At 72.2% G+C, this 14,681-nt stretch carries 9 protein-coding genes; 4 read left to right on the top strand and 5 right to left on the bottom strand.

The window, feature by feature from the left end; all coding sequences use genetic code 11:
* The first annotated feature begins 21 nt into the window (after positions 1–21).
* Positions 22–762 carry a lysophospholipid acyltransferase family protein gene (locus J2S43_RS01985; RefSeq protein WP_306826805.1) on the top strand — a complete coding sequence of 247 codons (741 nt, stop codon included), beginning with the start codon at positions 22–24 and terminating at the stop codon, positions 760–762.
* A 778-nt stretch (positions 763–1,540) separates the two neighbouring features.
* On the opposite strand, the gene J2S43_RS01990 is transcribed toward J2S43_RS01985, so the two are convergent.
* Positions 1,541–5,008, bottom strand: coding sequence for an AAA family ATPase (locus tag J2S43_RS01990; protein ID WP_370881735.1), 3,468 nt, complete (start codon positions 5,006–5,008; stop codon positions 1,541–1,543).
* A 210-nt stretch (positions 5,009–5,218) separates the two neighbouring features.
* Between J2S43_RS01990 and J2S43_RS01995 the strand changes: the two genes are divergently transcribed.
* Positions 5,219–5,509, top strand: coding sequence for a hypothetical protein (locus J2S43_RS01995; RefSeq protein ID WP_306826807.1), 291 nt, complete (start codon positions 5,219–5,221; stop codon positions 5,507–5,509).
* Between the two features lie 47 nt (positions 5,510–5,556).
* Here the strand turns inward: J2S43_RS01995 and J2S43_RS02000 are convergent, their stop codons facing one another.
* Complete coding sequence (locus J2S43_RS02000; RefSeq protein WP_306826808.1) at positions 5,557–6,249, bottom strand: Crp/Fnr family transcriptional regulator; 693 nt, start codon at positions 6,247–6,249, stop codon at positions 5,557–5,559.
* 384 nt (positions 6,250–6,633) lie between these two features.
* On the opposite strand from J2S43_RS02000, the gene J2S43_RS02005 reads away from it, so the two are divergent.
* Positions 6,634–7,452: a phosphotransferase enzyme family protein gene (locus tag J2S43_RS02005; RefSeq protein WP_306826810.1), complete on the top strand. Its 819-nt coding sequence runs from the start codon at positions 6,634–6,636 to the stop codon at positions 7,450–7,452.
* Positions 7,453–7,466: 14 nt separating this feature from the next.
* On the opposite strand, the gene J2S43_RS02010 is transcribed toward J2S43_RS02005, so the two are convergent.
* The 3 genes from J2S43_RS02010 to J2S43_RS02020 form a co-directional block, all read right to left on the bottom strand.
* Positions 7,467–9,371, bottom strand: coding sequence for a S9 family peptidase (locus J2S43_RS02010; protein ID WP_306826812.1), 1,905 nt, complete (start codon positions 9,369–9,371; stop codon positions 7,467–7,469).
* On the bottom strand, positions 9,372–11,144 hold the full coding sequence (locus J2S43_RS02015) for an N-acetylglutaminylglutamine amidotransferase (protein WP_306826813.1): 1,773 nt from the start codon (positions 11,142–11,144) through the stop codon (positions 9,372–9,374).
* 197 nt (positions 11,145–11,341) lie between these two features.
* On the bottom strand, positions 11,342–13,927 hold the full coding sequence (locus J2S43_RS02020; RefSeq protein ID WP_306826814.1) for a carboxylate--amine ligase/circularly permuted type 2 ATP-grasp protein: 2,586 nt from the start codon (positions 13,925–13,927) through the stop codon (positions 11,342–11,344).
* A gap of 175 nt (positions 13,928–14,102) precedes the next feature.
* Between J2S43_RS02020 and J2S43_RS02025 the strand changes: the two genes are divergently transcribed.
* On the top strand, positions 14,103–14,606 hold the full coding sequence (locus tag J2S43_RS02025; RefSeq protein WP_306826815.1) for a polyadenylate-specific 3'-exoribonuclease AS: 504 nt from the start codon (positions 14,103–14,105) through the stop codon (positions 14,604–14,606).
* Positions 14,607–14,681 lie beyond the last annotated feature (75 nt).

Raw genomic sequence — 14,681 nt, forward strand, 5'->3', positions numbered from 1 at the left:
CACCCCCTCGGAAGGACCTCGGTGCTCTACTGGCTGCTCAAATGGGTCTTCCTCGGCCCGCTGCTACGGGTCGTGTTCCGCCCGCGCGTCGAGGGCCTGGCCAACGTGCCCGCCACCGGTCCCGTCATCCTGGCGAGCAATCACCTCTCCTTCTCCGACTCGATCTTCATGCCGCTCATCATGCGCCGGAAGGTGACCTTCGTCGCCAAAGCCGAGTACTTCACCGGCAAGGGCATCAAGGGCTGGTTCATGAAGGCGTTCTTCGCCGGCACCGGCACGATCCCGGTCGACCGCTCCGGCGGCCGCGCCGCACGCGCGGCGCTCGACACCCAGCTGCGCGTGCTGCGCGCCGGCAACATCGCGGGCATCTACCCCGAGGGCACGCGATCGCCGGACGGCCGTCTCTACCGCGGCAAGACCGGCGTGGCCCGGCTGGCGCTGGAGAGCGGCGCCCCGGTCATCCCGCTGGCCATGCTCAACACGGACGAGATCCAGCCGACCGGAAACCTGATGTGGAAGGTCCGCCGCGTCCGGATCAACGTGGGCGAGCCACTGGAGTTCTCCCGCTACGCCGGGATGGCCGGCGACCGCTACGTCGAACGCGCCATCACCGACCAGATCATGTACCGGATCATGGAGTTGGGCGGGCGCGAATATGTCGACGTCTACGCCTCCAAGCTGAAGACCACCCCCACGGCCGAGACACCCGCCGCATCTTCCGCCCTCTCCACACCGCCTCCGGCGCCGGAGATCAAAGCCTGAATTCCTCTTCCCGCTTCCGGCGTGGCCGAGTTCCCAGTGCTCCCGCGGGCACCGGTCGGCCGCGGGCGGCCGAGCCCGAAGACGATCACGTGTCGCAAATCGTTGTTATCCGGCGCCCATAACAACGATTTGGCACACGTGATCGACTCTCGGCCACTGCCGGACCGCTTTCGCCTTGATTCGTGCGCCCCGCGCAGACCGCCGCCTGGCTGCCCGGTATGCCGTCGACCACCCCTTGGGGTGCAGATCATCGGCAGGGCCGCCACCCACCACGCGACCGCAGCTCAGGCAAGGACGGCGCCCCCAGGCGCCGACCATGCCGACCCCCACCCAAGCTGGCGGCCCTGCCGATGATCTGCTCGGCTTGACCTGGAAGACGGCATGCGGGGCAGCCAGGCATACGAGACTCAACCCACGCCACCCACGAGAAGACAGCCGGGCCGACGAACCCCGAGCGGCTGGAGGCCCCGCCCTTCCCCCGTAGCCCGAGGCCCGCCGGAGGCGAAAACGCAACCACCACCCCCAAAAGAACCAAGCTGATCTTTCAGGGTCAAGAGGGTTATTCGGCGCGCCGCGCACCGACTCCGGCACGCGGCGCCGGCCGGCCGCGCTGAATACGCCTCAAGGTTCGAGCCACGCCGCCTGTCCGAGCGCCGCGCCCGAAAATTCACCACATAGAGGGTCCGCCGCCGCAGAGCGCCGCTCACCCTGACGCTGAAGGCCCCGTAAACCGAAATATCGGCCGCGAAGCTCGGCCGAGCGCGCTAGAACGGGTGCGTCAGGTTACGGCGGAGAGGCGGAGGAGGCCGGGGGCGCTGTTGCGTTCGCTGAACGCGGTCAATGCCGCGAGTGCCTCCGTGGCGGCCGCGGTGTCGCCCTCGGCGCGGAGCGTGCGGATCAGGGCGGCCCGGGACAGTGCCTGGTCGCTGACCGCGCCGATGTCGTCGAAGATGGTCAGCGCAGCCCGGTGCGCCGCGGACGTGCCCGTGCAGGTCAGGATGGCCGCGTCGACCCACGGCGTCCTCCGTGGCGAGCGTTCCAGCAGCGTGCGGATCTGGTCGGCACGGGCCGAGCCGAGCAGCCACGCGGCGTAGGCGGCGGCGAACACCCATTCGGCGAACGCCAGCGTGCGGGAGTCGCCGTAGTCGGCGGCCAGCTCGTCGAGCAGCGCTTCGGCCTCCGCGGAGCGGCCCTGTAGTGCCCGGCAGAGCGCGGCGTGCGCGAGCGTGGAGCGCAACACCTTGTGGAAGCCGCTGCGTCGCGCGGTTCGGACCGCCTCCTCGACCGGGTCCTCGACCGGCGGCGACTCCTCCCGGAGCACGCCCATCCACCCGGTCTGCGCGACCCAGTGCAGGTCCCACTCGATCGTCGGCAGGCGCATGTGGTCGCCGGCCGCGCCCAGCATCGCGGCCCAGTCGCCGGCGAAGTACGCCCGGGCCGCGCCGTCGACGAAGTTCGTCGCGAGCGTGAGCCCGCTGGCCGACTCCAGCGGCGTGAACTCGTCGATCAGCTTCTGCGAGCCGGTGATGTCCCCCTCCTCCTGCATGGCGAACCCCAGGTTGTGGATCGCCCGGCGGAGGCTGGTCAGCTGCTGCTCCCGGCAGTGCTGGGTGATCTCCTGCAGGCGTCGCAGTCCCTCCTGCTCGCCCTGCAGGTACTGCGCGACCGCGGAGGTGATCAGCGCGCTCGCCCGGACCTCGGTCAGGCCCAGCCGGTTCGCGGCCTCGGCGGCGGTCTCCGCGGCCGCGATCGCGGTCGTGGTCTCGTAGTCGATCATGTGGACGCGGGCGTATTCGAGCAGCGCGAGCGCGGCCTCCTCGCTCGGCGGCAGCTTCTCGTACAGCGCGATCGCCCTGGCCAGGTAGGCCAGGCAGGCGGGCCGGTCGGCGCGGGAGAGCGCGGCGCTGCCGAGCAGCGTCCAGGCGCGGCCGGCGCCGTCCAGCCTGCCCGTGTCCTGCAGCATGTGCGCGAGGCCGGTGAGCCGTTCCTCGCCGCCGCCGTCCAGGAACGCGTCCGCGTCGCGGAAGAACGCCAGCTCGGACGCGAACAGTTCGACGGCCGGGTCGGGCGCGGCCAGCAGCGTGCTCGCGCGCCGGACCAGTTCCTGCGCCGCGTCCAGCGCGTGCAGTGAGTACGCCCGGCGGGCCGCCCGCAGCAGCGCCTCCCGCGCCGGCGACGCGTACGGCCCCGGGTCGAGCCCGAGCGTCCGGGCGATCTCGTGCGCGGCCCACCGGTGGTTGGCCAGCACCTCGGCCAGGTCCGTCTGCCGCCCGGCCGAGACGCGCTCCAGCCAGTCCGCGGTGCGCTCGTGCCGGGCGACCCGCTCCGCGCGGGGGAGCCGCTGGTAGCAGACGTCCCGGACCAGGACGTGCCGGAACGCGTACTCCAGCTGCCCGGCCATGCTGGAGGTGCCGCGCTCCTCGACCAGGTCGCGCTGTTCCAGCCGGAGCAGCGTGCGCTCGACCTCCTCGACCGGCTGGCCGACCGCGGTCGCGACCGCGCCGGGCCAGAACTGCATGCCGACCACGGCCGCGGCCTGGAGCACGGCCCGGTCGGCGGGGTCGAGCAGGTCGAGCCGGTTCGCGATGACCGCGCGCACGTTGTCCGGCATCGGCGGCGCCTCATGCTCGTCGAGCCGCCAGCTCGGGCCGCCGGTGGGGCGGAGGCTGCCGCGGTCGACGAGCATCCGCACGTACTCGTGGGCGTAGAGCGGGTTGCCGTCGGCCAGTTCGACCAGGGGCGCGAGTAGGTCGGGGGTGAACGCGGCCTTGCCGAACATCAGCGAGTACATCGTGCTGATGTCGCTCTCCCGCATCGGCGGCAGTGAGATCGACGTGGTGCCGGTCATCGCGCCGGTCCACTGCGGGTAGCGTTCGCGCAGCTCGGGGCGGGCGGTGCAGACGATCAGCAGCGGGATGCGCCGGGTGGCCGCGCCGAGCGACTCGATGAAGCGCAGCATCGGCGCGTCCGCCCAGTGCAGGTCCTCGAAGACGAGCACGGTGGCCTGCCCGGAGCTGAACCGGACGATGAACCGCCGCCACGCGGACTCGGACTCGCCGGGGGTGAGGCGCGCGCCGGGCAGGCCGACCAGCGGGCCGAGCGCGTCGGCGAGCCGCTGTGCGTCCTCCGCGCTGGTCAGGTCGGTCAGCGCGTCGCCCAGGCGCTGCCGGGCGGTCGCCTCGTCGTCGGTGTCCAGGATGCCGGCCTGCGACTTGACGATGTCGGCGAGCGCGGCGTACGTGACGTTCTCACCGAACGGCCGGCACTGGCCGACCCGCCAGCACACCTGCTCGCCGGTGATCCGCCCGGCGTGCCGGGCCAGCTCGCGCAGCAGCCGGGACTTGCCGATGCCGGCCGAGCCGAAGATCGTGACGAGCTGCGGGGTCCGGGTGTTCACGGTCCGCCGCAGCGCGTTGACCAGCAGCGCCAGCTCGTGCTCGCGGTCGACCATCGGGGTCTGCTCGCGTTCCGCGCCGGCCGGGCGGGGCGGGCGCGGTGCCACGGCCAGCCACACGTCGCTGGGCTGGGAGCGGCCGCGCAGCGTGGTGGCCGGCTGCGCCACGTACTCGATCTCGTTCTTGGTGGCCTGGTACGTCTCGTCGTCGGTGAGCACGCCGTCGGTGGGCGCGGCGGCCTGTAGCCGGGACGCGGTGTTGACGAGGTCGCCGGCCACGATCGCCTGGCCGCCGTCGTGCGCGGCGGTCAGGTTGACCAGCGCCTCGCCGGTGGTGATCCCGACCCGGAAGCGCAGCCCGGCTTCCTGAGCACGCCCCTGTTGCGGCAGCACACGCTGCAGCTCCAGGCCCGCGCGCACGCTGCGCAGCGGGTCGGACTCGGTGGCGACCGGCGCGCCGAAGAGCACCATGACCGCGTCGCCGATGTACTTCTCGACCACGCCGCCGTACTGCCGGACGATCCGCCGTACGGAGCTGAAGTAGTCGTTCTGCATGATCCGGACCTGCTCCGGGTCGATCCGCTCGGTGTACGGCGTGAACCCGACCAGGTCGATGAAGAGCACGCTGATCCGCCGCCGCTCCTCCTGCACGACCGGTTGCGCGTCGGTCAGCGGCCGCCCGCAGCCGGTGCAGTAGAGCACGCCGGACTGGTGTGCCCGCCCGCAGTGGACGCAGGAGGTCTGAAGACTCGCCCCGCAACCGCCGCAGAATCGGTCGTCGGTCGCGGCGGCGCGTCCACAGGCGAGGCATACGGATCCGATGAGGTGCTCCCCGGTCGTGAATGAATCCAGCTATCGACGCAACCCATCGTCACGGACGGTCGTCCGGCGGTGCAAGGGCGCGGCGGATGCCGTGCCTCACGTGACCTCCGGCCGGCCGTCACGCACCGCTGTCACCAGCGGATTGTCCAGCCTGTACAGATAGCGACAACTGTCCTGACAGGACTCGGCGGCCGGTTAGAGTCGGCCGCAGTCATACGGACGCGAGTGGGAGGACCGACGGTGGATGTGAAGCTGGCGGTCGCCTGGGTCGATCGAGCGGGGGTGCGGCACAGCGCCGGCGATGTCGTCGACGTCGACCCGATCACGCTCGCCGAGCTGGAGGAGCACCAGATGGTGGACCCGGAGCAGACGACGGACGGCAAGGGCGCGACCGCCGCGCCGCAGGACGGTTACATCGGTCCGGGCAAGGCGGAGAAGGCCGAGGACGGTTACATCGGCCCCGGCAAGGTCGACAAGGACGAGCAGCCCACGAGCCAGGACGGCTACATCGGCCCGGGCAAGGCCGAGTAGTACCGCACGCCACGGCCCCCGTGTTCGCACGGGGGCCGTTCGCGTTGCTACTTGTCGACCATCCCGGCGCGGCGGCGCAGTGCGGCCACATCGGTCACCACGATCCGGCGCCCCTCGGTGCGCAGCCACCCCCGGCTGGCGAAGGACCCGATCGCCTGGTTGACGCTCTGCCGTGACCCGCCGGCCATCTCGGCCAGCTGGCTCTGGTTGAGCTCGATCGTGATCATCGGTGCCTGACTCTCGCCGGCCAGCCGGACCAGTGTCTTCGCCACCCGCCCGGGCAGGTCGAGGAAGACGTGGTCCGCGTTCTGTTCGGTGAGCCGGCGGATCAACGCCCCCAGCGCCCGCATCACCGCGTCCAGGATTCGTGGATTCGAGTGCACCAGCTCCATGAAGGCGGCCCGGGACAGCGCCAGCGCGGTGCAGTCCTCGATCGCCTCCGCGGAGGCGGAACGCCCGGAGCCGTCCAGCAGCGACAGCTCCCCGAGCACGTCGGGCGGCCGCACCACGGTCAGCACGGCCCGCTCGCCGGTCGGTGCGGTCCGGAAGACCGCGACGGCGCCCCGCTTGAGCACTATGAGTGACTCTCCGGGGTCGTTCTCCACGAACAGAATCTGACCCTTACGGTACGTGCGTGGGACCGCCGCGGCGATCACCCGCTGCCGTACCTCCTGCTCCAGGCCGGCGAACATCTCGACGCCCGTGAGCGCATCGCCGGGATCCGGCAGGCGAACCTCCACGGTCCAACCCCTCCCCGGTCGGCACCGGCGTCGCGCCCACCCCGCGCTCGGCCGGACCGACGTGACTTTAATCGGCCAACGCTTCCGCTGCGCTGCCACCCAGATCATGGCCTGTGTGTCGCGCTCTGTATACCCCTGTGCCTGTGTTCGTGACTGTGCTGTCACAGTCGACGCCGGATGGTATACGCATTTGTCGTCGCCGTGTGTAACGACCCCTTAGGGGGAACGCCCGGCGAATCCGGTCGAAACCATGACAGCTGCCGACACAATCGCGCAGTGCCCGACGACCATTCTCCCGCCAACACCCGGGCGATCTGCAAGCGTTGCCGAAACCGGGCATCACATGCGGATCCGTGCGACCCGGACCCGGACGAACGGCAGGCGATGCCGAGACCCGAAACCCTTCTCGCGACGGTACGCCGTGCGTGGCACCAGCCGGTCGCCGATATACGAGCGATCTGCCGCGGTGTGCACGCGAGCCGCTGGGAGGCGACCGCCGGCGACCACCGGTTCACGCTCACCCGGGCACCGGCGAAGGCACGCGCCTCGCTTGCGGCGGGCCTGAGCGCGCTGGACCGGCTGATCGAGCGCGGCATCGGCGCGAGCCGGGCCGAGCGCACCGTGCACGGCACGCTCACCGTCGAGACCGCGGTCAGCGTGCTGGCGCTGGGCCGCCGTGCCGAGGGCCGGCCGCTGCACCCGGCCGACCCGGTCGACGCGCGCTGGTGGGGCTGCCTGCTCGGCGCGGCGCACCGGGCGCTGGACGGCTTCGACCACCCCGGGCTGCATCATCCGGCCGGTTGGCACGGCCTGGATCCGGGCGCGCCGCACCTGCCGCCGGAGACCCGGGACGCGGTGGCCCGCGCGGTCGCGGCCGTCACCCGTCTGTGTGTCACCGACCGGCTGACCTACGGCGTGTTGCACCGCGACCCGTCCGCGCCGCTGTTCCTGATCGACCCGGCGACCGGCCGGACCGGCGTGCTCGGCTGGGGCCCGGCCGGCACCGGCCCGCTCGTCTACGACCTGGCCGCCGCGGTGGTCGCCGCGGACGGCCCGGAGGCCACGGCCGAACTGGTCGACGCGTACGCCCGGGCCGGCCCGGTGCACCGCGACGAGATCGAGGCCGCGCTGCCGGTGCTGGTCGAGCTGCGCCGGGCCGCGCTGGCCGCCCGGCGCCCGGTCATCCGCGCCCGTCCCTCCTGACAGACGCCCGTCCCTCATGACAGGTGCGTCGCCAGCCACTGGGCCGTCGCGGTGATCGCGGTCTGCCGGGACGTGCGGGCCAGGAAGTCGTGGCCCTCGCCGGGCAGCAGCAGGTAGTCGTGCGGCACGTCGTCGCGCCCGCGCAGCGCCTCCAGCACCTGCTCGGACTCGTACACCGGGACGTTGGTGTCGTTCGCGCCGTGCACCAGCAGCAGCGGCGCGCTCAGCCGGTCCATCCGGTGCAGCGGTGACAGGTCGCGCAGCAGCTCCCGGTCGTGCTCCGGGTGCCCGTACTTGCTGACCGCGGCGGCCGCGATCCACGGCTCGGTGCGCTCGTAGAACGAGGCGAAGTCGGACATTCCGCACTCGCTCACGCCGGCCGCGAACAGCTCCGGGAACGTGGTGAGCGCGGCCAGCGTGAGGTAGCCGCCGTACGACCGGCCGATGCACCCGATCCGGTCCGGGTCCGCGACGCCGCTGCTCACCAGGTACTCCACGCACGCGGCGACGTCCGCGATCGCGCCGTACCGGCCGGCCCGGTTGTCCGCGTCCACGAAGCTGCGCCCGAACCCGGTCGACCCGCGCACGTTCGGCGCGAAGACGGCCAGGCCGCGCGCGAGCAGCGCCTGGAACAGCGGGTGGTGCCCGGGACGCCACTGCCATTCCGGCCCGCCGTGCAGGCTGATCACGGTCGGCCACGGCCCCTCGTGCTCACCGTCCGGGCGATAGAGCCACCCGGAGATCGCCAGTCCGTCGCCGGAGCGCAGGTCACAGAGCTGCGGCGCGATCACCACGGGCCAGTTCGGCTCGCCCGGCACCGGCGTGGCCGACGCGGTCGGGTCGTCGCCGAGCGCGCGGCTCTCACCCAGCGCCGGGTCGAGCAGCCAGATCGTCCGCGGCTGGATCGAGGACTGCACCACCAGCGCCAGGAGTCCGCCGTCCCCGGCGAACGAGCAGCCCTCGAAGACGTCACCGGCCGGAGGCGGCAGCGCCCGCTGCTCGCGCGTGGCCAGGTCCAGCAGCGCCAGCTCGCTCACGCCGCCGTACCGGTTCCAGAGCAGCGCGACCGCGTTCCGGTCCCCGGTGACCGTGAAGTCCTCCAGCTCCGCGTCCGGGCGCCGGGCCAGCTCCACCACCTCGCCGCCGGTCACCGCGACGAGTGTCGCGAGATCGGAGTTCGCGTCGGTACGGGCCAGCACGGTCGCCCCGCCGTCCGCGAACGACCCGCGGTCGGTGTTGCCGCCGGTCAGCGGCAGCGGCTCGGCCTTACCGGTCGCGACGTCCAGCACCTCCAGCCAGCGGGCGCTGCGCGGCCCGCGGCGCAGCAGCGCCCGGGACTCGTCCGCGGTCACGTCCAGCAGGTAGAGCATGTCGCCGGTGCACAGCTCCCGCCGCGCGCCGGTGGCCGGGTCCAGCACCATCGCGACCGAGGTCGCCCCGGTCTCCGTGACGGCCAGCCGGGACGAGCCCGGGATCCAGTCGCCGAGCAGCACGGTCGTACCGTCGAATCCGGCGATCTGGTGGTTGCCGGACCCGTCCGGGCGGATCGCCCAGGCCTCCGCGCGCGGCGCACCGCCCGGCGTCGAGACGTAGACGATCCACGCGCCGTCCGGCGACCAGGTGACGCGGGTGACCGGCTCGTCGCCGGTCGGCAGGACCACCGCAGCGGAACCGGGCGGCAGCGTTGCCGGGGCCGGTCCGCCGGGCTGAGTGTCCTGCACCCAGACCCGCGGCGCGCCGCTGAGATCGGAGACGAACACCACCCGGCCGCCGTCCGGCGCCAGGCTCGGTGACCAGCTGTCACAGGTCGTCGGGGACCAGCCGGGCGGCATCGGCGCGGTGCCGCCGGGCGGCGGCACGGCCAGTGCGGGAACGACGGGTCCGGGCAGCGTGGTCGCGCCCCCGAGCTCAGCGTGCATCTACACCCCGATCCGCTGGAGCCAGAGCTCCAGCAATCCCAGTTGCCACAGTGCGTTCGAGCCGAGCGTCGTGCGCGCCTCGTTCGGCGCGTCGAGCAGCCCGGTCACGTACTCCTTGCGGAAGAGTCCCCGCCGGCGGGCGGCCGATGCGGAGAGGGCGTCCCGCACGTCGTCGAGCAGGGGGCCCGAGAGGTGGCGGATCGCCGGCACCGGGAAGTAACCCTTCGGCCGGTCGATCACCTCGTCCGGGACCACGCCCCGGGCCGCGGCCTTCAGGATGCCCTTGCCGCCGTCGGCGAGCTTGAGCTCTCCCGGCATGGCCGCCGCGAGTTCGACCACCTCGTGATCCAGGAAGGGTACGCGGGCCTCGAGCCCCCACGCCATAGTCATGTTGTCCACCCGTTTGACCGGATCGTCCACCAACATGACCGTGCTGTCCTGGCGCAACGCCGCGTCCAGCGCGGTCTCCGCACCGGGCCGGGCGAACCCGGCGGTGACGAACTCCAGGCTGGCGTCGCGGTCGAGCACCCATTCGGGGGAGAGCTGGTCGCGCAGCTCGGCGTGCCGGCGGTCGAAGAACACCCGGGCGTACGCCTCGGCGGCCTGCTCGCGGGGCACGCCGGCCAGCGGCGGGTACCAGTCGTAGCCGGCCAGGATCTCGTCCGCGCCCTGCCCGGACTGGACGACCTTGATGTGCCGCGCGACCTCCTGGCTGAGCAGGAAGAACGCGACACAGTCGTGGCTGACCATCGGCTCGCTCATCGCCGCGATCGTGTCGTGCACCGCGGGCTGGAACCGGTCCGCGCCTATCTTGATCTTGTGGTGCGTGGTGCCGAACCGACGCGCCATCAGGTCGGAGTAGAAGAACTCGTCGCCGCTCTCGCCGCCGGCCGACTCGAAGCCGATGCTGAACGTGGTCAGCCCGGTCTGGCCCTGCTCGGCCAGCAGCGCCACGATCAGGCTGGAGTCGAGCCCGCCGGAGAGCAGCACGCCGACCGGCACGTCCGCGACCATCCGGCGCGCGACCGCGGTGCGCAGCCGGGACGTCAGCGCGTCCTGCCACTCGTCCGGCGTCATGATCGAGGTCCGGGCGTGCACCGGCTCCCAGTAGACCGTGTCCGTGCACTTCCCGTCCGAGGTGATCACCCGGACCGTGGCCGGCGGCAGCTTCCGCACGCCGCGCAGGATGGTCATCGGTGCCGGCACCACGGAGTGGAACGTCATGTAGTGGTGCAGCGCGACCGGGTCCAGGTCGGTGTCCACGCCACCGGCCGCGAGCAGCGCGGGCAGTGTGGAGGCGAATCGCAGGCCGTGCGCGGTCTCCGCGTAGTAGAGCGGCTTGATGCCGAGCCGGTCGCGGCCGAGCACCAGCGTGCCGGTCTCCCGCTCGACGATCGCGAACGCGAACATGCCGTAGAAGCGCTCGACGCAGCGCACGCCCCACCGGTGGTACGCCTTCATGATCACCTCGGTGTCCGAGGTGGAGTGGAAGCGGTAGCCGGCCGCGATCAGCTCGTCACGCAGCTGCCGGTAGTTGTAGACGCAGCCGTTGAAGACCATGGCCAGGCCGAGCTCGTCGTCGACCATCGGCTGCGCGCCCTCGTCGGACAGGTCGATGATCGCCAGGCGGCGGTGGCCGAGCGCGGCGGGTCCCTCGGCCCAGAGGCCCTCCCCGTCCGGGCCACGGGACTCCAGGCACGGCAGCATGCGCCGGACCGTCTCCGGGTCCGGCGCGGTGCCGTCGTACCTGAATTCGCCACCTATTCCGCACATGACAGACCTCCCATGCAGGTGATGGGCACCGCCACGTGCGGCCGACTTGTCTAGATTGCGTAGACCGCGTTACCGGAGTGTGACGGCACCGTAAATGGTCGAACACGCAGCGCAGCGTTGCGGCTGTTCAGAACGATGCGTGTACCCGGGCCCGGACTCCGGCAGTCCGGTCTGTGAGCTGTCCCTCCCGAACGCCGTCAGCTGAGCAGCCAGGTGTCCTTCGCGCCGCCGCCGCGGGACGAGTTGACGATCAGGCTGTCCTGCGGCGCCACCCGGGTCAGCGCGGCCGAGCCCACCTCGGCGCCGTCGCCGAGGAAGACGAACGCGCGCAGGTCCACGTGCCGCGGCGTGAGCCGGTGACCGTCGAAGACCGGGTGGGTGGAGAGCGAGACCACCTCCTGCGCGATCCACCGGTGCGGCGCGGCCGTGACCTGGCGGCGCAGCGCGGTGAGCTCGCTCTCCGACGCGTACGGGCCGATCACGACGCGGTCGCCGCCGTACCCGTCGACCGGCTTGACCACCAGCTCACCGAGCCGGTGGAGGATCTCCTCGCGCTGCTCCGGAACGCCGCCCAGATAGGTGGGGACGTCCGCCAGCAGCGGCTTCTCGCTCAGGTAGTACTCGATGAACTTCGGCACGTACGCGTAGATCGCCTTGTCGTCGCCGACGCCGTTGCCCAGCGCGTTGGCCACCGCGACCCGGCCGGTGTGCACCGCGGACAGGATCGGCCAGCCCAGCGGCATACCGTCCGCGCCCGGCGCGTGCAGCAGCTCGTCCTCGTCCATCCGCAGGTAGATCACGTCCACCCGCTGCCGCCGGCCCTGCTGCACCAGGTAGACCGTGCCGTCCGCGACCTCCAGGTCCGTGCTCACCGCGGCGGGCACGCCCATCTCCAGCGCGAGCAGCCGGTGCTCGAACCAGGCCGCGTCCTCGCTGCCCCGGCTGAGCACCACGATCGACGGTTCGTCGCCCGCGGCCGGCGGCGCGGCCGCGACCAGCGCGCGGCGCAGCATGGCCGGCGTGTCCTCCACGGACAGCAGGTTCTCCGGCAGCGGCAGCTCCGGCAGCACGGAGAGCGTCAGGCGGCGGTTCTGGATCGCATAACCGATGCCGGACGGCACCCGCAGGTTGTCCTCCAGCACGTGCCAGCCGGTCTGCCGATCCTTGACCAGGTCCATGCCGGCCACCTGCACGCGGGTGGACTGCCGCCGCATCAGCGCGCCGGTCGGCTTCAGGCCGGGGGAGCCGTCCACCACCCAGGCCGGGATCACGCCGTCCTTGACCGCCCACCGCTCGTCGTAGACGTCGCGAAGGAACGCGTCCAGCGCGCGGGCGCGCTGGGTGAGCCCGGCGCGCAGCGTCGCCCACTCGTCCGCGGCGACCAGCCGCGGCACGAGATCGAAAGGGAACAGCCGGGTGCTGGCCTCGCCCGCCACGCTGAACGTCACGCCGCGGGCCCGCTGCTCCTCGTCCCGCAGGTGCTCGCGTTGCCGCAGCTCCTGCGCGCCGAGCCGGTCCAGCGCACCGATGATCTCCCGGTACGCCTCCGGCGGCCCGGTGTCCGGGAACATCTCGTCGGCCGCGCTCGCGTAGTCGGCCAGCCGCCCGGCCGGGCCGGTGGCCTCGCGCACCGGCTCGCCGCCGCGCGTCTCCGCCAGGATCAGGTCGACCACGTCCGCCAGTCGGCCCCGGCGGGTGAACGCGCGCCGCTGCCGGGCCGCCGCGCTGCTCTGCCGCAGCGCGCGTTCCAGCAGGTCGGTGACCTGATCCCAGTCGCCGGCCTCCTCCAGGTACGGCCGGAGGTCCGCGGTCAGCCGGCGCAGCGCCTCGGCCGCGGGCACCGGCTTCGGGCCGTGCGGCAGGTCGATCAGGTCGCCCTCCAGGCCGGAGCGCGCGGCCCGCCAGAGCGCGGCGCGCAGCACCGGCGGGCGAGCAGGCGTGTACACCTGCCCGGCGCGCACCCGGTCGATCTCCTGCCGGACCACCGCGCGGAACAGGCCGGCCAGCAACACCACGGTCTCCACGTCCGAGCTGGCGTCCGTGATCCGCAGCTCGACCGTGGGCACGTGCGCGGACGGCCGGACGTCGAAGTAGATCATTGCGGGGTCGCTGATCGTCTCGGTCGCGATCAGCTCGTGAACCAGCGCGTCGTGGTCGGCCGCGCTGGTCACCGGCCCGGGGTCGCCGGCCGTGGGCCAGCGCTGCCAGACCAGCGAGCGCACGCTCGCGTACCCGCTGTCCTGGCCCATCCAGTACGGCGAGCTGGCGGAGAGCGCGAGCAGCGACGGCAGCACCGGCTGCACCCGCTGCGCGACGGCCACGGCCAGGTCGCGGTCGTCGATGCCGACGTGCACCTGGGCGCCGCAGATCAGCTGCTCGCGGGCCAGCATCTGGTACTCGTCGAGCATGTGCCGGAAGCGCGCGGTGGGCGTGATGTCCAGATCGTCGCCGTTCAGCAGCGGCATGGTGCCGGCCGCGGCGATGCCGAGCCCGGACGCGTCCGCCACGCCGACCGCGAGCCGGCGCAGCCGGACGATCTCCTCGCGCAGGTCGTCGAGCGTGCGGGTGACCGCGGTGTTGGTCTCCACCACCGAGCGCTGCAACTCGGCCGTGAACGAGTCCGACGGCAGCCGTTCGAGCAGCTCACCGGCGCGCGGCACCAGCTCCCGGGTGTCCAGGTCGATGACGTGGAACTCCTCCTCGACCCCCAGCGTGAGGGCGTTCGAACCCGGCTTCGGGTCCGGCGGTGCAAGCGTCGTCGCGTCCTGCGGAGTATCGGCCATTCTCGTTCCCACCTCGTGGCGCCGGCTGTCCGGGAACTGTTCCCACGGCACGTGCCGACTGTGTTTCGGGCCGGTTAAGGTGCGCGACCCGCTGGCCCTCTTTACCCGATCATGGGTCGCCGCACGCACCCCCTGGTTGGGGGAGCACCATCAGCATGGGTGAGGATGGTGCGCGATGACATACCGCTACTTCTATGACTGTGAATTCATCGAGGACGGTCGCACGATCGACCTGGTCTCGATCGGCGTGGTGGACGAGAACGGCCGGGAGTTCTACGCGATCTCCACGGAATTCGACGGTACGCGGGCCACGCCCTGGGTGCGTCGCAACGTGCTCGACCGCCTCCCCTCTCCGGGTGACCCCGCCTGGAAGTCACGCGAACGGATCCGCGACGAGCTCTACGAGTTCCTGGTCGAGCCCATCCGCGGCCGCACCGGCGAGCAGCTCGACCTGTGGGCCTGGTTCGCCGCGTACGACCACGTGGTGCTCGCCCAGCTCTGGGGCGCGATGCCGGCGCTGCCGCGGGCGATCCCGCGCTTCACCAAGGACCTGCGCCAACTCTGGGACGACAGGGGCCGCCCGCCGCTGCCCGACGCCGAGGCCGACCGGCACGACGCCCTGGTCGACGCGCGCCACAATCTCGCGCGCTGGAATGCGATGACCAAGCCCGGAACGTGATGCGGTTTCGGCATCGCGTGTCGGGCGTCCGGATTCTGGCTGAAGCTCAGTTGTAGCAAGAACGACATCCAGGTG

Source organism: Catenuloplanes nepalensis (genome assembly GCF_030811575.1).
Taxonomy (GTDB): Bacteria; Actinomycetota; Actinomycetes; order Mycobacteriales; family Micromonosporaceae; genus Catenuloplanes; species Catenuloplanes nepalensis.

Coding starts and splice junctions, on each gene's coding strand:
- J2S43_RS02015 (WP_306826813.1), bottom strand. CDS start 11,144: ATGTGCGGAATAGGTGGCGAATTCAGGTACGACGGCACCGCGCCGGAC.
- J2S43_RS02020 (WP_306826814.1), bottom strand. CDS start 13,927: ATGGCCGATACTCCGCAGGACGCGACGACGCTTGCACCGCCGGACCCG.
- J2S43_RS02010 (WP_306826812.1), bottom strand. CDS start 9,371: ATGCACGCTGAGCTCGGGGGCGCGACCACGCTGCCCGGACCCGTCGTT.
- J2S43_RS02005 (WP_306826810.1), top strand. CDS start 6,634: ATGCCGAGACCCGAAACCCTTCTCGCGACGGTACGCCGTGCGTGGCAC.
- J2S43_RS02025 (WP_306826815.1), top strand. CDS start 14,103: ATGACATACCGCTACTTCTATGACTGTGAATTCATCGAGGACGGTCGC.